23 protein-coding genes and 1 pseudogene are annotated in these 16,989 nt (G+C 72.1%); 12 read left to right on the top strand and 12 right to left on the bottom strand.

Features of this window, described 5'->3' with window-relative positions; all coding sequences use genetic code 11:
* Window positions 1-115: 115 nt before the first annotated feature.
* The 11 genes from ABZ453_RS45080 to ABZ453_RS45130 all read right to left on the bottom strand — a co-directional run bounded on the left by ABZ453_RS45080 (window position 116) and on the right by ABZ453_RS45130 (window position 9,610).
* On the bottom strand, window positions 116-457 hold the full coding sequence (locus tag ABZ453_RS45080) for a hypothetical protein (RefSeq protein WP_359024950.1): 342 nt from the start codon (window positions 455-457) through the stop codon (window positions 116-118).
* Window positions 458-535: 78 nt separating this feature from the next.
* Window positions 536-973 carry a hypothetical protein gene (locus ABZ453_RS45085; RefSeq protein ID WP_359024952.1) on the bottom strand — a complete coding sequence of 146 codons (438 nt, stop codon included), beginning with the start codon at window positions 971-973 and terminating at the stop codon, window positions 536-538.
* Window positions 974-1,042: 69 nt separating this feature from the next.
* Window positions 1,043-1,561 carry a hypothetical protein gene (locus tag ABZ453_RS45090; RefSeq protein ID WP_359024954.1) on the bottom strand — a complete coding sequence of 173 codons (519 nt, stop codon included), beginning with the start codon at window positions 1,559-1,561 and terminating at the stop codon, window positions 1,043-1,045.
* Window positions 1,562-1,624: 63 nt separating this feature from the next.
* Window positions 1,625-2,518 carry a hypothetical protein gene (locus tag ABZ453_RS45095; RefSeq protein ID WP_359024956.1) on the bottom strand — a complete coding sequence of 298 codons (894 nt, stop codon included), beginning with the start codon at window positions 2,516-2,518 and terminating at the stop codon, window positions 1,625-1,627.
* Between the two features lie 130 nt (window positions 2,519-2,648).
* Window positions 2,649-3,740 carry a phosphoadenosine phosphosulfate reductase family protein gene (locus ABZ453_RS45100; protein WP_359024957.1) on the bottom strand — a complete coding sequence of 364 codons (1,092 nt, stop codon included), beginning with the start codon at window positions 3,738-3,740 and terminating at the stop codon, window positions 2,649-2,651.
* A gap of 89 nt (window positions 3,741-3,829) precedes the next feature.
* Window positions 3,830-4,558, bottom strand: a complete 729-nt coding sequence (locus tag ABZ453_RS45105) for a hypothetical protein (RefSeq protein WP_359024959.1) — start codon at window positions 4,556-4,558, stop codon at window positions 3,830-3,832.
* An 85-nt stretch (window positions 4,559-4,643) separates the two neighbouring features.
* Window positions 4,644-4,859 carry a hypothetical protein gene (locus ABZ453_RS45110; protein WP_359024961.1) on the bottom strand — a complete coding sequence of 72 codons (216 nt, stop codon included), beginning with the start codon at window positions 4,857-4,859 and terminating at the stop codon, window positions 4,644-4,646.
* Between the two features lie 88 nt (window positions 4,860-4,947).
* Entirely contained in the window at window positions 4,948-5,382 is a 435-nt protein-coding gene (locus ABZ453_RS45115) for a hypothetical protein (protein ID WP_359024963.1), read from the bottom strand.
* A 140-nt stretch (window positions 5,383-5,522) separates the two neighbouring features.
* Window positions 5,523-7,034, bottom strand: a complete 1,512-nt coding sequence (locus tag ABZ453_RS45120) for a hypothetical protein (RefSeq protein WP_359024965.1) — start codon at window positions 7,032-7,034, stop codon at window positions 5,523-5,525.
* Window positions 7,035-7,095: 61 nt separating this feature from the next.
* Window positions 7,096-7,449, bottom strand: a complete 354-nt coding sequence (locus tag ABZ453_RS45125; protein ID WP_359024967.1) for a hypothetical protein — start codon at window positions 7,447-7,449, stop codon at window positions 7,096-7,098.
* Window positions 7,450-7,633: 184 nt separating this feature from the next.
* Window positions 7,634-9,610: a hypothetical protein gene (locus ABZ453_RS45130; RefSeq protein WP_359024969.1), complete on the bottom strand. Its 1,977-nt coding sequence runs from the start codon at window positions 9,608-9,610 to the stop codon at window positions 7,634-7,636.
* Window positions 9,611-9,884: 274 nt separating this feature from the next.
* Between ABZ453_RS45130 and ABZ453_RS45135 the strand changes: the two genes are divergently transcribed.
* From ABZ453_RS45135 to ABZ453_RS45190, 12 genes are all read left to right on the top strand, one after another.
* On the top strand, window positions 9,885-10,169 hold the full coding sequence (locus tag ABZ453_RS45135; protein WP_359024971.1) for a hypothetical protein: 285 nt from the start codon (window positions 9,885-9,887) through the stop codon (window positions 10,167-10,169).
* 143 nt (window positions 10,170-10,312) lie between these two features.
* Entirely contained in the window at window positions 10,313-10,735 is a 423-nt protein-coding gene (locus tag ABZ453_RS45140; protein WP_359024973.1) for a hypothetical protein, read from the top strand.
* Window positions 10,736-10,807: 72 nt separating this feature from the next.
* On the top strand, window positions 10,808-11,245 hold the full coding sequence (locus ABZ453_RS45145) for a hypothetical protein (RefSeq protein WP_359024975.1): 438 nt from the start codon (window positions 10,808-10,810) through the stop codon (window positions 11,243-11,245).
* A gap of 65 nt (window positions 11,246-11,310) precedes the next feature.
* Window positions 11,311-11,547, top strand: a complete 237-nt coding sequence (locus ABZ453_RS45150; RefSeq protein WP_359024977.1) for a hypothetical protein — start codon at window positions 11,311-11,313, stop codon at window positions 11,545-11,547.
* Window positions 11,548-11,731: 184 nt separating this feature from the next.
* Window positions 11,732-12,166 (top strand): hypothetical protein, encoded by a 435-nt coding sequence (locus ABZ453_RS45155; RefSeq protein ID WP_359024978.1) that lies wholly within the window; start codon window positions 11,732-11,734, stop codon window positions 12,164-12,166.
* Between the two features lie 78 nt (window positions 12,167-12,244).
* Window positions 12,245-12,778, top strand: a complete 534-nt coding sequence (locus tag ABZ453_RS45160) for a hypothetical protein (RefSeq protein WP_359024980.1) — start codon at window positions 12,245-12,247, stop codon at window positions 12,776-12,778.
* Between the two features lie 95 nt (window positions 12,779-12,873).
* On the top strand, window positions 12,874-13,095 hold the full coding sequence (locus tag ABZ453_RS45165; RefSeq protein WP_359024982.1) for a hypothetical protein: 222 nt from the start codon (window positions 12,874-12,876) through the stop codon (window positions 13,093-13,095).
* Window positions 13,096-13,223: 128 nt separating this feature from the next.
* Window positions 13,224-13,685 (top strand): hypothetical protein, encoded by a 462-nt coding sequence (locus tag ABZ453_RS45170; protein ID WP_359024984.1) that lies wholly within the window; start codon window positions 13,224-13,226, stop codon window positions 13,683-13,685.
* 72 nt (window positions 13,686-13,757) lie between these two features.
* Window positions 13,758-14,585, top strand: a complete 828-nt coding sequence (locus tag ABZ453_RS45175; protein WP_359024986.1) for a hypothetical protein — start codon at window positions 13,758-13,760, stop codon at window positions 14,583-14,585.
* Window positions 14,586-14,650: 65 nt separating this feature from the next.
* Window positions 14,651-15,490 (top strand): hypothetical protein, encoded by an 840-nt coding sequence (locus ABZ453_RS45180; protein WP_359024988.1) that lies wholly within the window; start codon window positions 14,651-14,653, stop codon window positions 15,488-15,490.
* A gap of 64 nt (window positions 15,491-15,554) precedes the next feature.
* Window positions 15,555-16,112: a hypothetical protein gene (locus ABZ453_RS45185; RefSeq protein WP_359024989.1), complete on the top strand. Its 558-nt coding sequence runs from the start codon at window positions 15,555-15,557 to the stop codon at window positions 16,110-16,112.
* Window positions 16,064-16,489, top strand: a complete 426-nt coding sequence (locus ABZ453_RS45190; protein WP_359024991.1) for a hypothetical protein — start codon at window positions 16,064-16,066, stop codon at window positions 16,487-16,489. Before ABZ453_RS45185 ends, ABZ453_RS45190 begins: the two co-directional genes overlap by 49 nt.
* A 212-nt stretch (window positions 16,490-16,701) precedes the next feature.
* Here ABZ453_RS45190 and ABZ453_RS45195 read toward each other — a convergent pair.
* Window positions 16,702-16,905 (bottom strand): annotated as a pseudogene (locus ABZ453_RS45195) (IS701 family transposase); the annotation flags it as partial.
* Window positions 16,906-16,989: the final 84 nt, after the last annotated feature.

Genomic DNA, 16,989 nt, shown 5'->3' on the forward strand with positions numbered 1-16,989 from the left:
ACGGCCGGCGGCGGGCGTACTCGGTGCGGTCGGCCTTCCACCGCCCGCTGTTGGGCTTGCGGCGGCGGGGCGTGACGTTCCAGCACATGGGGGTGCCTCTCTGGGCGTGTGGTGGTCAAGCGGCTTTGGTGCCCGGCCGTTGGTCCTGGGCCGGGGGCGGGACGAGCCGGAGGCGGCGCGCGCGGCGGACCTGCTTGCCGTACTGGCGGCCGTAGTCGCGGCTGTATCTGCGCCTGCGGTCCGCGGCCGGGGACTTGTCCTGCCAGCCCTCCAGGGCGGCGAGGAGGTCGGCGCGGTGCTGGGCCTGCTCCTCCGGGGTCCAGGGCCGTATCGGGCGGCGCTCTGGCGGGCGCGGGGGCAGTGGCGGCAGTGGCGGGCGCTGGTCGTGCTCGGCGCGGCCGAACTTGCCGGTGGGCCACAGCTCGGCCATGAGGCGCTCGTCGTCGTACGGCGTCATCTGGCGTCTCCTGCCGGTGCGGGCGGTTGGGGGAAAAGCCGGGGCGCGTTGTGGAACGTCACGCCCCGGCGGGCTGTGTCAGAACAGGCCGGACTGTCCGGCGGCCTCGAGCTCCTGGCGCTGCTCCTCGGCCTGTTGGCGGCGGAGCTGCTGCTTGAGGGGGGCCTGGCGCTTCTCGGCGATGCGCTTGCGTTCCTGCAGCTCCGCGGACGTCGCCCAGCGCACGAGGACCTCGTGGTCGCCGAGTCCGGGAACCTGGCCACGGACGGTGCACTTGACGTGCGGGCTTTCGAGTCGGCCGCTGATCTCGGCGAGGGTCCGGAGCCAGTTCGGGCCGTACGCCCCGGCGACGACGACAAGCGTGTTGTCCTCGTCGCGGTGCTGCCGGGTGGAGAACCCGTCGACGTCGTGTCCGTCGGGGCCGGCCTTCTGCCTGGCCTCGGTCAGCTCGAGGTCGACGAGACCTCCGGCGACCAGGTGGCCGCGGATCGTGTGGGAACGCGTCGCACGCGTCATGGGGGTGTTCCTCTGCTTCGTGGTGGGGGCTCGTGCTCTCGAGCCGCGGAAGGGGTGTTGCGGGAGCTGCTACCGATCGCCGGGGGCGTCCGGGTGCACGGGGCACGGCCCGTAGACGCCGGGACGGCCGGGGATTGCCGGGTGGACGTGCTGCTGACCGGACAGGCCGCACGCGGTCGCCGGGTCCTCGTCGCAGCTCACGACGCACAGGCACGTCCAGTCGCGGGTGATCCACTCGACGAGCGCGGCGTGGTACCGCTGCTGGGCCAGGGTCGCCACGTCGCCCAGGGCGCGGATGGCGGGGTCGTGCAGGCCGATTGCCTCGGCAACCCACGGCACGGCGGCGATCTCTTCGGGCTTCCGGGTGCGCTGCGCGCCCTCCACGGTCTCCACGAGCCTCTCCAGCGGCACAGGGCGCCGGTCCTGGTCGGGGCCGGGCTCGATGATGCTCCGGATGGCTGCGATGGCGTCCACGAGGTTCTGCATCGCCGACAGGGCGGCGCCGTCCTCGGCGTAGATGTGGGCGACGTCCACCAGTTCGCGGACCCTGTCGAACCGTTCGGTGAGCTTGCTGGATACGGCGGACACAGGTTTCTCCTTCTAGGGGTGGGGCCGGGGCGCCCACGGCGGACGCCCCGGAAGACTTCGGAGTCAGGCAGCGAGCAGGAGCTGCGGGTCGTCCGGCAGGGAGTTGAGGAGCTCGTTACGCCAGGCGATGGCGTACTTCGGGCAGTTGCCGCAGTGCACGTGCCTGCCCACGCACTCCGGCATCGGGGCCCGGTTCACGGCGTTGTACGACCAGGCCATGGAGTCGGAGCTGTAGAGCTGGTGGGCGACGCGCCGCAGGCCGGTCTTCTTGAAGCCGAAGCCGTGCAGGCGGATCCCCATCCCCCAGGCCGTTTCGATGATCCGGGCGGCCTCGTCGGTCTGCTGCAGGCGGCACACGGAGCCGATGCCGACGACCGGTTCGAGCGTGAGGTCGACCCCGACCTGGTCGTACAGGTCGATGCACCGCAGGTAGTCGTCGAGCGTGCGGCCCTGGATCACGGGCATCCACGGCAGCTCGGCGTCCAGGGACATCAGGTTCAGGAACGACGCGACCGTCTTGACCTGGTGGTCGGCGATCGTCAGGCCGGTCTTCGCGAGGATCTCGTCCTCACACATCCAGTCCTGAATCGCACAGGCGTCCATCAGGCCGGTCTCGTCGTAGTACCGGCGGGCCGCCTCCGCGTAGTAGTACGGGGACACCGTCCACTGGCCGTACTTCGACAGCTCGGTGAAGCCGCCGGAGTCGAGCATCCACGGGGTCACGGCGCGCGGCAGGGTCTTGCGGCCGTCGAGACGCTGGTGAGCGACGCACAGCGGGATGCAGTCGTTGCCGAACTCTTCGCGGGCGAGCCAAGACGGCTGATGCGTGCCCAGGTACGTCACGCGGTCGACGTCGGCGAACCAACGGCGGTCGGCGTAGACCGAGGCCGGGCGCTTTGCCTTGGGCTTAGCATCCGCCGCAGGGGCGGGAGCGTCGAAGAGGGCGGCAGAAAGCACAGGGTGTTCCTCGCTTCGTGGTCTGTCGGCGGCGCTCTCCGCCAACACCAGGAATAATACACCCAGGGCAAGCTCTAGAGGTAGAGGTCCGCAGAAACAGCGGAGGACGCCCCCCGCCCACGGGGCCGGCTCAGGCAGCCAGGCCGTACAACACGGTCTGACGGTTGCGGTACTTGGTGGCCACAGCCCGCCCGACGTGCTCGGCCATCGCGGTACCCACCGGCGGCCGCGCGGCGGGCCCCTCCGCCTTCTCCAGAGCCGCCGCACGCCGGATGATCTCCGCCATGCTCAGCCCCTTCTTGAAGTCGGCCCCGACCTTGACTTCGGTCCGGGCGAACGCCGCGGCGAGCTTCGGCACGCGCCGCGCGCCGTTCACCAAGTCGTTGTTGCACCCGAGGACACAGAAAACGCAGCTCAGGCGCCGGTTTCCCCAGTCGTACGCAGGGTGGTACGGCAGGCGGGAACGGGCGATCTCCCGCCACACCTTCCGGTCACTCCACGAATGGATCGGCCGCCACGTCGTCACGTGTCGCTTCCCGTTGCTCGCCCCACGGTCGATCTCCACCGCGGCGAGCTTCGCCCGCTGGTCGCTCTCGGCCGCGCGCTGCCCGATGCACGCCAGGATCCGCACGGGGCGGCCCAGGTGCGCGAGTTCGTCCGTGAGCCGCGTGTAGAGGGTCCGGATCGGGCCCCGCTTCAGGTCCGACGTGCACCAGCGCGCTGAACTCGACGGCCAGGCCGGCGGGACCGTCACCGTGGACGGGTCCTCGCCCGCGTCCCGGGCCTCCTTCTCCGCCTTCGCCTTGAGCTTGCCGTAGCGGATCTCGACGCGCTCGAGGAAGTCGGCGTTCGCCGCCTGGACCACCTCGAACCGGCTGACCCCGGCAAGGCGCGCTTGCAGCTCGGCGAGCTCCCGGGTGCCGTCCCACTCGGCCCGGCCCAGGTCCGCGTGGACGACGACGACCTTGTGCAGCATCCCCAGGGCCTTCGCGCGCCGCACGACGTACGACAGCATCGCCTGTGAGTCCTTACCTCCCGAGCTGGATACGACCACCCAGTCCGCGTCCCGGATCAGCTCGTCCGGCACGGTTGTTGACGGCTCGAAGGGCACCGACACGTGCACGGTCCGCGCCTTCCGCTTCGGCTTCGTAGGCGCGGGGGCCACGGGGGCTTCCTGCAGGGTCTGGATGTCGGGGAGGTCGAACAGGGTCGCGGTCTGCATGGCGGGCGTCCTCGAGGGCGTGGAGCGGGCGGAGAGGGGCGATGGGGCCAGGGCGCACCGTGCGGGCTGCGCCCCGGCCGGGGGAGCTGCTAGCCGCCCCAGGCCGCGCGGAAGGCGGCGACGAACTCGGCGGCCGCGGCGGTCGCGCTCGCCGGGTCGGCGTCCGCGTCGCACCGGTGCACGACCACCTCGGCCGCGCCGTTGTTGAACCGGATCTGCCAGGTACCGGCCCAGTGCTCCATGGGCGCGTCGACGAACACCCAGTCCTCATGCGCCTCGTAGACGTACGCGACGAGCTGGGGCGTCCCCACGCCCGGGAAGTCGCTGCCGGTCACGGGGATGACCAGCCACGAGCTACCGGCGTCCTCGTCGCGGTGGGCGGTGATGCCGTACTCGGCGAGCGCCGCGGTCATCCGCTCGCGGGCCGTGGGCGCCGGGGGCGTGAGGATGAGCCGCGCCAGACGCTCCAGGCTGGTGTGGTCGCGCTCCCTGAACTCCTGCACGGTCCAGCCGGCCACGCGGAACAGGTCGGCGTACTCGAGGGTGACGCGCACCCGCTCGGCGCACAGCTCCTCCCGCCCGGCGGACGGCCGGTGTTCGGCGAGGAGCTCCAGGACCACCTCGCCGGTCTCGCGGCGCGGGTCCAGGTAGGCCCCGGCGCCGATGCACCGGTCCCGCCCGTCGAACGCGGCCAGCGGCTGCCCGTCGTGGGTGAGGAGACGGATGGCGGCCTTCACCTGGGGGACGTCGACGCTCCCGGGGAGGCAGCCGAGGGGGCGCGGCGCGGTCTGCTGGGCGGTGGCGGGCTTCGTGGTCATGGCGCGGGGTTCTCCTCGGTGAAGTCGTGGCGTGCTGGGGGGCGGGGCGCAGCGTCGGGGGTGCTGCGCCCCGCCGGGGGTCCGGCTAGAGCTGGGGTTCGCAGACGCGGCCGTCCCGGTACACGAACAGCAGGGGCGCGCCCTGGTCGGTGCGGACGGCGGCGGTGTGGGCACGACCGGGGCGGGCGCTCATCTCGGCGTGGGCGCGGCTGACGACGTCCTCGCGGGCCATGTCGTCGGGCAGTTCGGCCACGGTGTCCTGACGGACGTTGGACCAGTTGGCGTAAAGGTCGATGCGCATGGGGTTCCTCTGCTGGGGCCGAGTGAGGCGGGGAGGATGCCGGGGCGCGGCGCGTACGGTCGCGCCCCGGCGGAAGGGACCGGACCGGTCAGGCGACGTCGGTGACGTCGTAGTAGGCGGCCGCGCCGCGACCGACGCGCTTGGCGTCGACGGGGACGGACGGCCGCTCGGCCTCGATGCGCACGGCGTGCTCGTAGACGGCCTCGATCACCGCGCGGGTTTCGTGGTCGGCGACGTACCACTTGCCGCCCGGGGTGACCGTCCAGAAGTCGAGGGCGTACCGGGTCCGCAGCGTGGCGGGCTCGATGTACTCGACGAGTCGGATGGTCAGGGCCCAGGACCCGTCCTCGGCGCGCACGCCGGACTCGCGCAGGACCTTGCCGCCCGCGATGTTGAACGCGTACGCCGCATGCTGCTCGCGAGGGACGGAGGACGAGTAGAGGCGGTGGTGCATGACCGTGCGCGGCTGGCCGTACTGCTCGGCCAACTCCCACCAGGGCTTCACTGCCAGGGCAACGCTCATATGGGTGTTCCTCCTTCGTGGTCTTGGCGGGTGCTCTCCCGCCAACGCAAAGAATAGTACACCCAGGACAATCACGGGTAGGGGTTCCCCAGGAAAACCCGTAAGTGAGGGCCTGGCGATTCGCTGCGGCTGGTCATTCGTCAGGCTATGAGCGTGACTCCCCCGATGGTCTTCGCCCGCAGGATGCGCGGGGCCCCACCGGTAAGCCGCCTCGGCTGCGGCTTCGGCAGCTCCCGCACGGGCGTGCCCACCATGCCGACCCGGCCCGTCAGTTGCGTGAACCGCTCCTCGAACTTCGGGCGCTGCTTGTCGTGCACCCCCTCCGGCGCGGCCACCAGGTACGCGGACGCCGTGGGGTAGGAGTCGCCGTCGGTCATGTAGTGGGCCCGCTCCACGCCGGAGTGCTCGCCCCGCTCAAGGCGCATGCCGTGCTCGGCGGCCACAGCCCACACGTACGCCTCGGCCCCGGCCCGCGTCCCCTCGTACACGGTGCGCACCGACCGCCACGCCTGCCCCTTCTTCGTCTCCCCCCGGCACTCGTCGTCGCCGGAGCACCACGGCTCGAACCGCCCGGCCGGGTGCGCGTCGACGCAGTAGCCCGTGCGGGCCTGACGGCACCACCAGCGCGGAGAACGGCAGCTCTTGCCGTGCCACGCCTTGCAGTCCGGCCTACGGGCCGCGTGGTAGATCCGGCGCACCTCGTACACCGCGTGCGGCGCCTGCTCGAGGGACAGGGCGAACGCGTCGAGTACCGCCGCGTTCCGGCCGTCCTGCGTGAGCCGACCCCGGAGGGACTTCTCCCCGTACAGCCCCTGGCGCTCGTTCAGGGCCTGCGACACGTACTCCATGCGCAACACGTCCGCCGCGACGTGCGGATGCGCCCTCAGCCGCTCCTCGTGCGCGTCCCTCGAGGCACAGACGCCACTGAACGGGCACTGCGCGCAGTAGCTCTTACGGATCTTCTCTCCGACCCGCTCGAGGACGTACGCCTCCACGGCGGCCCGCCCCATGCGCTCGTGAATCAGCGGGTAGTACGGCTCACAGATCGTGCGCCCCGCCTCCTCGTTCAACTCGCGCTGGATCTCGGAGTCAACCTCGGCCCGGTCCATCTCCCCCGCGTGGTATCCGATGACCCGACGGAACGACGACGTACCGAACTCGGCGGCCGCCCACTGGTCCAGGCACCATCCTTTGAACTTGATCGAACACGTCCGCTTGCCCCGCGCCATCTGGGGGACGGTCCCGGCCGCTCGCAGCTCGTCGGACAGCCTCCACGGGCCCTGAGCGAAGATCCGGCGCGGCGCCCGGGAGTCGTCGAGGATCACGACCCCGTCGGCATCCTCCGGGCCCCCACGGGCGATCTGAACCAGGCGCACCCTGGCGGTCCGAAGCAGGGGGAGCACCAGGCGCTTGACGAAGTCCAGGGAATCCGGCCACTCGTCGCCGGTCACGGAGTGCACGACCACCAGATCCGACAGGTCCGCCCGCAGCCCGTACCGCTCCGGGTTGGCGAGGAACCGAAGCAGGATCGCCGTACTGTCCGCGCCCAACCCGTACGACAGAACGGTGATGCCGGACGGGCGGAACGTGGCAGGCGCAGCCGCAGTGCTCACCGGGGCGGCGGGCAGGTCGAACAGGGCAGGGGCAGACACGGGGGATCCTTCAGCGAGGGTGGAACAGGGCGGGGGAGCTGCGCGGGATGCGGCGGCCGGCTCAGCGACGGAGGAGACGGGCCAAGAGGCAGGGGCGACGCCCACGACGCCCACGGCGCCCGTACGCGCGGATCATCGAGGCCACGACCGCGGGGTCCGGCGAGTGATGCCACTCAAGCCGCATGGACACGCCCTCGCGCAGCTCCCCGTACGGGCGCTCGAGGAACAGCGCGGCCCCGCCCTCCCTGTGCCGCCACACCATCCAGACGTGGTCCGTGTCGTAGCTCCGCTCGTACACCTCGGCGGGAGGAGCGGGCGGCAACTCGAGCAACCGGGCCACCTCGTCCGTGAACGAGACGAACGTGTGCGTGGACGGCTCGACAGCGAGCCGAGACTGAAGCCAGGGGGGAAGCATGACGGGCCGTGAGCCTTCCTGAGAGCGGCGCGCGGCGTCCGGACGCACCGGACGACCAAAGGGCGCCTGCAGAGCCGGGAGAGCGGGGTTTCTGGACTTTCTGGACCGTCCACACGCGCGCGTGCGCGTATGGGCCTCGAGAGCGCCGCCCGACCCGTTCAGCCGGGCGGCTCCGGGGCCGGGGTCAGACCCGGCGGTCGAGGGCGTACTCGACGGGGACGGCGACGCGGAACAGGGCGCCGATCACCCGCCGGGCGTTGACGGTGGCGTCCTCGCGGCCGTCCCGCTTGCGGAACGTCTCCGCGAGCGGCGGGTGCGCGGGGATGAACCCCAGGGGCGTGTCGACTCCGGCGGTGATCGTGGCGGTGACCTTCCAGCCGGTCCCATTGTCGCTGGCGCAGTGCACGCGCACCTGGGGCGTGCCGGTCTCGACGGCGGACAGCTCCTCGGGCGTGCTGCCGACGGCGTTGTACGCACGGGCGGCGGCGCGGATCTCCTCGGCCGTGGCGGGCACGTCGGTGCCGTGCATCCGGTGGGCGTGCGGGGCGACGGCCAGGATCACCGCGCGGGCCCGCTCCACGGCGGTACGGGCCTTGTCGAACGCCGCGTTGCGGGCGGTGAGCCCCCGGGCGGCGCGCAGCGCCTCCCACGCCTCCTCGACGTCCCCCTGCGCCTCCACGATCTCGAGGTGCTGCGCCGTGGGCGCGACCTTCCCGAGGGCGAGCAGGTGGTGCGCCAGGTCCTCGAGGTCCCGGGGCGCGGAGCTGAGCGCGGCGTGCGTGGCCGACTCGTACGCGGCGAGAGCGACGAACAGCGGCGCCTCGGCGGCTTCCCGACGGCGCGCACCCTCGCGCACGACGTCCTCGGCGTCCCCGGCGGGCGGCAGCAGGACCAGGTGCGATCCGTGGTACCCGGTCTTGCCGTACTCCACGAACCAGTCCTGCGCCTCCAGCGTCTCCGTGTAGGCGTCGAAGAACGTGTCGAGCGTGTCACCGGTCCGCTCGTTGCCGTTCTCGTCCACGGCGTACAGGCACACCGCGTTGTGGTTGGTGCGGAAGAGGACCCCGACGGTGTGTCCGCCGGTCTCCAGCACGGCGCGGGCGCGCTCCTCGATGACCTGGTTGGTGGCGAGCTTCTGCGCCTCGAGGCGGTCCATCTCCGCGCGGGCCGTCTTGGCGGCGGCGGTGCGGATGCGGTCGGCAGCGGCTGCGAGGTCCTCCTGGGTGGCCGGGCGCAGTACGACCGTGCCCCGGTCGTCCTTGTAGACGATGCGGGCGCTCGAGCGGGCGGCGGACATCTCGCGGACGTCGCGCTTGCCCTCCATCTGCGCGGTGTTCATCTCGTCCAGGGCATCGCGGGTGGGGATGATCTCGGGGGTGCCGCCGTTGGCGATGCGGACGTGCTTCCGCTCCTCGGCGGCCGGCTGCGGGATGAACCGGATCCCGGCGGCGGTGATGGTGCCGTCGTCGCTCTGGTGGCTGGACTGTCCGGCTTCGCGCCGGAGGGTGATCATGTGGCGGACGTCGTCGGCGGGGATGTCCTTGTGCCGGTCGTTGTGGCTGTCGATGACAGCGTGCGGGGCGTCGACGACGTCGTCGGCCGTGGGACCGGTGACGATCACGGGGGCGTAGCGGCGATCCTCAATGCAGATGGCCTTGTCGTCGTCCTGGTGGACGAGGTGGCCCCGGAAACGCCGGTTGCTGACGATCTTGCGGACGTGCGCGGCGAGGATGCCCGGGTGGACCTTGCGGCCGTCGACGAACACGGCGTGCAGGGCGTCGACGACGTCCTCGGGGAGGGGCGCAGTGTCGCGGGCGTACTTGTTGGAGTCGTGGCCCATGCGCTCGACTGCGGCGGTGACGTGCCGCAGGGTGCGCACCTTGCGGTGGCTGACGGTGCCCCAGGCGGTGGCGTTCTCGAGGCGGCCACGGCCGCCCTTGTTGGGCTTGGTCCAGAGCATGACCAGGGTGTCGGAGGCGATGGCGCGGCCCAGCTCGGTACCGGCGTAGGCGACGGGGACCGGTATTGCGAGGCGCACCACGTAGCTGGTGATGGTCTCGCGGTCGGTGGTCTCGACCGTCACGGTCAGGCCGTACGCGGCGGCGAGGGTGATGATCTCGTCCGCGTTCTTGATACCGGTCTTCTGGGGCTCAGCAGCCATCGGGTGCTCCTCGGTTCGTGGTCCGGCCGGGATGCTCGTCCCGACCCCGCCTTAGTGGCGTGTGCTGAACATACAGCCACCCCGAATAATATGCAACCCAGGTATATCTACGGGCAGTGTTGCGAGCAATCGAAGCGGCTTTCACCTGCATTGTTCGGCGAATCTCCGATGACAGGGTTGCGCAAGATTGGCGTTGGTGTACTGTTCTTCTTGGCGGTTCACCCCGCCGCCCCGGAGAGCACCGGGGCCGGACCACGAAGCGAAGGAACACCCCATGGCAGGCGTGACCCTCGACAAGACCCCGCAGCTCCTGTTCTTCCTGGCCGTCGTCGCCCACCCGGGCACCGAGGACGCGAAGGTGCACAACCTCGTGCTCACCCAGGAAGAGGACAGCTACGACAAGCGGCTCGCGGAGCTGGACCTCCAGGCCCGCGCGATCGAGGGCGGCGAAATGCACATCGTGATTGCCGGGGACCACTCCGCCGCGTACGCCGCCGCGCTCCAGGGCGGCACCAGTGAGGAACTCCTCGACCAGTGGCTCGGCCAGATCGGCGCGTAACCCACAGACCGCACCGCCCGCCGCCACCCCCCGGCGGGCGGTGCGCCCCGCCCCCGAGGCCGGCTCACTGCCGGAGCGGGCGCAGGGCGCACCGCCCACGGTCCCGGAGAGCACCGGGGCCCACCACGAACGAGGAGCACCCCATGCCGCGCATCCGCCGCTTCCCGGCCCGTCGCCCCCGCCCCGCCGCGATCCTCGCCTCCGGCGCCGCCGTGATCATCCTGGGCACCCTGGGCACCATCGGCGCGTCCGACGCCACCCCGGACGACTTCCGGCCCACGACGGACTGCAGCGCGGACATCGTGACCGCGTACAACGCCGGTTGGAAGGCGGGGGTGCGCGACCTCGGCAACGGGACCGCGCCGACATACCCGGACGTCGTCGGCGACGCGAACACCCCCGGCACCGTCGCGTGGGCCGACGGCTGGATCGACGGGCAGGCCGACGCCCTCGGCGACGACAACCGCGACGGCCGGATCGAAGAGGACGAGACCGGGTGGGACTGCCACCGCATGGGCAACCGCGTGAGCGGCCCGCAGCGCGACGCAAGCCACACCAGCCGCTGACCTACCCCACCGTCCCCCGCCGGGGCGCCCACACTGCGCCCCGGCCCCCTGAACCGCCGAGAGAGGCTCCCCGTGTCCCTGCCCCGCTATATCCCCGCCAAGTACACCAAGCAACTCCAAGACGCGCTCACGGCCGCAGGGGTCGACTTCGACCCCACGCTGAAGCCCGGCAGTCGCCTGACGCACGGGGTCACGCACCTGGGCCGCACGTGGGAGCTGCGCTACACCCTCCAGCACAGCGGCGAGGCTCTGTGGAAGCTGATGGGCGCCGGACCCGACTACGAGTGGGGACCGGGCCGCCTCACCTCGGAGTGCGTAGAGGCGATCACCGCGCCCGTGGAGGAGCCGGAGCCCGAGCCGGTCGACCCGCACCCGGACTCGCCCCGTACCCACCTCGGCTTCGACGTGCCGGAGTTCGTCCGCGCCGAGTGGGGCTCCGAGCGCGCGCAGTGGTGGTGCCTCGGCATCGCTACGGCCGTCGGCAAGCTCCCCGCCAACCGCGTCCGCTGAACACCCGCAGGGGCGCACCCCGCGCCCCTGCCCGCCCCGCAGCATCCCGAGACAGGAGTAACCCCGTGAGCACTGCCACCAGCCCCCAGGGCATCGACTGGTCGACCATGCAGCGCGCCGACTTCGACCCGGGCGCGCCGCTCGCCCTGGTGGACGACCGCGCCGTCACCCGCCGCGTGCAGGCCGTGGCGCACACGAACGGCACCGAAGCGCTGTTCGGGGACGAGCCGACCGGCCGCCGCGCCGCCCGCACCCGTGGGCCGGCTGTCGCGTCCGCACCGCAGGACGACGCCCTGTTCTGAGCGCCAGAACGGTACGCCAGAGGCAACGCCCCCAACTCTCGACGACGAAGTGGGGAGCGCTCTCATCTGTGGAAACTTCAATCTGATCGGATCATGCATTCCCCCTTATGTTGCCCTTGGTGTACTATTTTCTTGTTGGCGGAGAGCACCGCCGACACGGACCACGAACAGCAAGGAACACTCGATGGCCACTGCCCGCACCCGCCGCGCTTCCGTCCTCCAGACCCGCATCCGCGCTCAGCGCGAGATCCGCAACGCCGTCAAGGCCGTTGCCGCCGGTCCCGCCCCCGCCTCCGCCCACCTGATGGCCGGTGGCGTCGCCCCGCTCGTCGCCCACAACTACGCGGCGACCATCACGAAGAAGGCCAAGGGCCTGGACCGTGAGGCAGGCGAGGGCACCACGACGAAGAAGCGCCCCGGGAAGAAGGGCCTGACCGTCTCCCGCTCCGGTGACCTCGCCCGCAAGAAGCGGCACCGCGTCGTCGCCTGCGCCCTGTGGACCCGCGAGGACCTGCGCGCCGTGGCCCTCTCCGGCTTCACCCCGAAGAACGACCAGGTGGCCGACTTCCTCGCCGCGCTCCGTCTCGGCCGCCCGGCCGCCGCCCGCGCCGCCGCCTGACCCTCCCCGAACCGCCGGGCGCGGCCCTCCCCCGCCGCGCCCCGGCCCCCCTCGACATCCCAGAGACGGAGACACCCCGTGACCACCACCGCCCCGTTCATCGACCAGTACCGCCAGGCCGCCCAGCGGGCCCGCGTCGTCGCCGAGATCGCCCGCGACCGGTACACCACCGATCCCGGCATCCGCGCCGCCCTCCACGGCATCGCTGAGCGCCTGGACGCCGCCGCCCGGGAGTTCGAGGCCGTCCCGCCCGGCGCGTACGAGGAGCTGCCGACCGAGGCGTGCGAGGAGCTGTTCATGGCCGAGCAGATCGCCGTGGACCACCCGGCCGCCCGCTTCCCCGCCGAGCTCGGCGAGTACGTCCTGGTGCCGCTCGTCGACCGCGAGCTCCCGTTCCCCCGCCGCCTGAACCCGGTCAACCCCACGTTCGCCAAGTTCGCCCAGCGGGAGACCGAGCAGGCGCACGCGCTGCACCTGCTGCACGACGACAACGACCACCAGTGGCAGCGCACGGACGACTGGCTGCGCCAGGTCTTCAAGGTCTGGGAGAAGCACCTGCGCCTTGAGGCCGAAGTCCGCGTCGACAACGGCCGCCCCGACAACCAGCGCTGACCTGCACGGCCGGGCGGGGGCGTCACAGGATGCGCCCGCCCGGCGTACTACCCGGCGAGAGCACGCCGGGCCACCACGAACCGGAGGAACACCCCGTGGACGACATCGCCCAGGACCCGGGCGCCACTTCGGCCGCCAAGCTCGCCGAGGGCGCCCGCCCCGCCTGGGAGCTGTACGCCGCCGCGCACAACGGCCTCACCATCGCCGACCTGATCTCCGATCTCGCGCACCTCGCCGACCACCTGCCCGAGCAGGACCTCGACGGACAGGCCACGCTCGCCCGCGCTCAGCGCGACTACGACGAAGAGCGCCCGTAGAGCAGTCGCGCCCCGGGGCCCGGACGTACGAGCCGCCCCGGGGCGCGACGCAAGCACCACCCGCACCACCCAATACCCCGGCCGGAGAGCACCGCGCCGGAACTGACCACGAACCGGAGGAACACTCGATGCCGCTGTCCACCCTCGCCGACCCGGAGACCATCCCCGGCGCGTTCGGCCAGTCCTTCACCGTCACGCCCGGCCGCATCGACGACACCGCGCTCCAGGCGTTCACGTCCGGCCAGTGCCACGCCCTGGCGCGCGCCGTCTCGGACGCCACCGGCTGGCCCATGGCCCTGATCGTCGACGACGAGTGCTCCTACGACCCGGACATGTGCTGCGACGACGACATCGCCGAAGGGCTGTGCGCGTGCCAGCTCCGGCACGTCGTCGTGGTCCACCCGAGCGGCCAGCTCGTCGACATCACCGGCGCGCACGCCCCGGGCACCGTGCCCGACTGGGAGGGGCTCCAGGCCGTGCTCATGACCGAGGACCTGTGGCAGCACATCGCCGACTCCCCGGACTGGCGGACGCCCGCGCTGGACGTCGCCCGCACGTTCGTCGCTCCGCTCATCGCCTCTCTGCCGTAGCCCACCACCGTTTTGCCCCTGCCCGGCCGGAGAGCACCGCGCCGGGCGCACACCCGAAGCGAAGGAACACCCGTGATCACTGCCGTCTCCCACGCCGAGACCGCCGCCCCGCTCGCCGCACTACTTCCCGCCCGCCGGGGACAGGCGTGGAAGGTGGGCCCCGCCGCGTACGGCATCCGCCCGAACGCGGCCACCTCCCGCATCACCGAGGGCCGCCGCGCCCTGATCGTCGTGGAGCAGGCGGGCCTCATTGAGGTCTACGCCGACCGGCCCGACACGTTCCCCGTCATCCCCGACGTCACGGTCGACGCCACCGGCCCGGACCCCGTCGCCGCCCTGGCCGCCCGTGTACTGCGCACCGTCCTGCCCGCCCTGGACCAGGAAGCCGCCGCCGAGCTCCACTACGCCCGAGGCCGCGACGCGGCGTTCAGCGCCCGCGCCGGAGACCTGCAAGAGGTTGGCTTCGCCCTGATTGACCAGGGCGCCGCCGTCGACGTCGTGGAGGGCGCCGCCGGGCCCGGCCTGATGTGGACGACCGACCAGGGCGCCGCCTGGGGCCTGTGGCTGTACGGGCTGAACCCGAACCTGACCGTCACCTACGAAGGCCCCGTGTCTGGCTTGTATGGGCTCCTGCCGCTCCTGCTGCCCCCGTTCGACGGCCCGGCGCTCCCGGACGTCACCAGTAGCTTCACCTGGCACCTGACCGACCGGTTCCCGCAGCTCCGCGCCGTCGACGCCGACGAGGTCGAGTTCGGCCGCCACTCCGAGCCGACAGGGTTCATCGCGCTGCCTGCCGCGTCCGCCCGGCGCGCCCACACCGAGGACACGGCGCCCGTCGCCGCCGAGGTCGGATCCGTTGGCGCCGATCTGCTGCTTGCTGCCGTCACGCACCTGGTCTGACCCCTGCCGCCCCGCCGCGCCCCGCTCCCGCCCAGGGGCGCGGCCCCCTCGAAAGGCCCCACGACATGAGCACCGTCACCGCACCCTCCCGCCCCACCTGCCCCGCCCAGACCCTCGCCAAGCACGTCGCCGCGCTGCTGCCCGAGCGGGCCGGCTCACGTTGGACCGTCGAGCCGTACACCGCCTGGTGGACCGTCCGGTACCCCGCCGCCCGCCTGGTGCAGGGCACGCGCGCCCTGGTCCTGGTGGCGCGCACCTGGGACACCGAGATTGGGTGGCAGCTCCCCGACCGTGAGCCGACCCGCCCGGACCTCCGCATCGACCGCACGGCCCCGGACGTCATCGCGCGGGAGGTCCTGCGCCTGGTGCTGCCCGTCGTCGACGACGAGGCCGCCCGGACCCTCGAGGACGGCTCCCGCGCGCGCCTCGAGCTGCTCTACGAGATCGGGAACGCCATGCGCGCCCAGGGCGCGGCCACGTACGAGCGGGCCGGTCTGCTGGTGAACACGTCCGGCATCACCTGGTCCTCGAGCGGCTCGCGCTATTCGGCCACGCTGCACGGCACGAACCCCGTCGCTGACGTCCAGATACAGGGCCCCGTGCGCGCCGTCGAGCGGGCCGTCGCCCACTTCCTGCCCGAGGCCGAAGCGGGCCGCCCGTCCGTGCCCGCCGGGATCCGGGGGCGCCTCGAGCGGCGCATGGCCCAGGTCCTGGCCCGGCACGGGCACGTCGAGCAGATCGAGGAGAAGGGACTCGCGTTCGGTACCGGGCCCGGCCCGTACGGGCACGTCGCCCCCGCGCCCGATCCGGCCGCCCGCGCGCACGACACCACCCCGGCCTCCGTCGACATCCACGGGGTCGGCGTCGACTTCCTGGTCTCCCTCGCCCCGCACCTCGCCCGCTGACCCGCCCGCGCCCCGTGAGCCGGCCTCCGGGGCGCACCCCCCTCGAACCGCAAGGACGACACCTGTGGACACGGCCAACCTGACCCCGATCAGCGCGTTTGATGACGCACGCGCCAAGGCCTGCGCCGCGGCTGGCGCGATGATCCCGCTCGTGGCGCGCACGCTGCACGCCCAGTACCCCACCGGCCGGTACCTGGTCCTCACCCGGCCGACCGGCGACTACGACGACGAGTGCGTGAACCTGCACTCCGTCCGTGACGCCCAGGGCGAGATCGTGCGGGAGTTCAACCCGTACGCCCTGGCGTCCGAGCGGCTGCCGGACGTCCCGGAGGAGATCGCCGCCCTGTGGGGGGCTGTCGACCCCCGGATGCCCGAGGCAGTCCAGGGCCTGATCCAGGCCGTCGACGACGTCGCCCCGTACGAGTTCCTCGATTTCCTGCCCGCGGAGTTCCGCACGGACGAGGAGATCGAGGCGGAAGACGAGGGGGGGCGTACGCCGCTCGGTATCCCGCTGCCGTGTCCGTGCGGGTCCCCCGGCGGGGAGTGCGCGCCGTGCTGCGACTCCAAGGACGCATGCCCGACCGTGTGCTCTGGCTGCACCCTGTGGCGGCCGGAGTGCTGACGCCCGCCACGCCCGAAGAGCTCGCCGCCCTGGACCAGGCGCTGCGCCCCGCAATCCCGCCGTCGTTCTCGCTCGCCCTGGACGCTGCGGAGGTGCACGGCGACACGGTCGCCAGTCGGTACACGACGGAGGGACTCGGCCGGTACTGCCGTACGGGCCTGCCGCTGCTGCTGCGCCGCCTCCTGGCCGTCGAGACCGAGTACGCGGTGCTGCGCGGCAAGGTCGCCGGGCACGTCGCCGCCCCGGACCAGGGCCACGACCCGACCCTTGGGGAGCTGCTCGCGGACCTCAAGCGCGCCGGGATCGACCTGCGGGCCGACGTCGAGTCCGCCGCCGCGGTGCTCGAAGCCCAGGCGCACGCCGCAACGTTCGTCTGACCAGCCCCACACCACAGGGAAGAACGCCGTCGCCATCCCGGGAACCGTGCATGGTGCCAGCAAGGGGCCGAGGTCAGTCGGTGCGGTCACCGTGGTCGGCGCGCGGCGACTAGTAGGACTCCGTTAGGTTGCTCTGGATCTTGGGTTCTGGCTGGTGGTGGGTGTTCTGGGCAGGGGCTGGTGGCAGGTGGTGCAGGTGCCGGTCCAGCAGTTCAGCAGGTCCTGGATGGCGTCGAGGATCTGGTAGAGGGTGAGTCCGGCGTATCGGCTTTTGGGGCCAGGCGCTGTTCGGTGAGGAATGCGTGGGCGGCGGTGACCAGGGTGACGTGGTGGTGCCAGCCCGTCCAGGAGCGGCCCTCGAAGTGGTCCAGGCCGAGGCCGTGCTTGAGTTCGCGGTAGTCGTGCTCAATCTGCCAAGCACACTGCACCTATGAATGGGTATCAGGTAGGTGATGTGCCGGTAATCGGGCGTGAGGGGCTGTTGCGGCTGGTCGCGGTGG

Origin of the sequence: Streptomyces sp. NPDC005799 (genome assembly GCF_040630525.1) — a bacterium.
GTDB classification, from domain to species: Bacteria; Actinomycetota; Actinomycetes; order Streptomycetales; family Streptomycetaceae; genus Streptomyces; species Streptomyces griseorubiginosus_B.

What these genes read in the sequence shown, in the direction of transcription:
- ABZ453_RS45080 (WP_359024950.1), bottom strand. Translation starts at nt 457, where the DNA reads ATGACGCCGTACGACGACGAGCGCCTCATGGCCGAGCTGTGGCCCACC.
- ABZ453_RS45085 (WP_359024952.1), bottom strand. Translation starts at nt 973, where the DNA reads ATGACGCGTGCGACGCGTTCCCACACGATCCGCGGCCACCTGGTCGCC.
- ABZ453_RS45100 (WP_359024957.1), bottom strand. Translation starts at nt 3,740, where the DNA reads ATGCAGACCGCGACCCTGTTCGACCTCCCCGACATCCAGACCCTGCAG.
- ABZ453_RS45105 (WP_359024959.1), bottom strand. Translation starts at nt 4,558, where the DNA reads ATGACCACGAAGCCCGCCACCGCCCAGCAGACCGCGCCGCGCCCCCTC.
- ABZ453_RS45110 (WP_359024961.1), bottom strand. Translation starts at nt 4,859, where the DNA reads ATGCGCATCGACCTTTACGCCAACTGGTCCAACGTCCGTCAGGACACC.
- ABZ453_RS45115 (WP_359024963.1), bottom strand. Translation starts at nt 5,382, where the DNA reads ATGAGCGTTGCCCTGGCAGTGAAGCCCTGGTGGGAGTTGGCCGAGCAG.
- ABZ453_RS45125 (WP_359024967.1), bottom strand. Translation starts at nt 7,449, where the DNA reads ATGCTTCCCCCCTGGCTTCAGTCTCGGCTCGCTGTCGAGCCGTCCACG.
- ABZ453_RS45130 (WP_359024969.1), bottom strand. Translation starts at nt 9,610, where the DNA reads ATGGCTGCTGAGCCCCAGAAGACCGGTATCAAGAACGCGGACGAGATC.
- ABZ453_RS45135 (WP_359024971.1), top strand. Translation starts at nt 9,885, where the DNA reads ATGGCAGGCGTGACCCTCGACAAGACCCCGCAGCTCCTGTTCTTCCTG.
- ABZ453_RS45140 (WP_359024973.1), top strand. Translation starts at nt 10,313, where the DNA reads ATGCCGCGCATCCGCCGCTTCCCGGCCCGTCGCCCCCGCCCCGCCGCG.
- ABZ453_RS45155 (WP_359024978.1), top strand. Translation starts at nt 11,732, where the DNA reads ATGGCCACTGCCCGCACCCGCCGCGCTTCCGTCCTCCAGACCCGCATC.
- ABZ453_RS45170 (WP_359024984.1), top strand. Translation starts at nt 13,224, where the DNA reads ATGCCGCTGTCCACCCTCGCCGACCCGGAGACCATCCCCGGCGCGTTC.
- ABZ453_RS45180 (WP_359024988.1), top strand. Translation starts at nt 14,651, where the DNA reads ATGAGCACCGTCACCGCACCCTCCCGCCCCACCTGCCCCGCCCAGACC.
- ABZ453_RS45190 (WP_359024991.1), top strand. Translation starts at nt 16,064, where the DNA reads ATGCCCGACCGTGTGCTCTGGCTGCACCCTGTGGCGGCCGGAGTGCTG.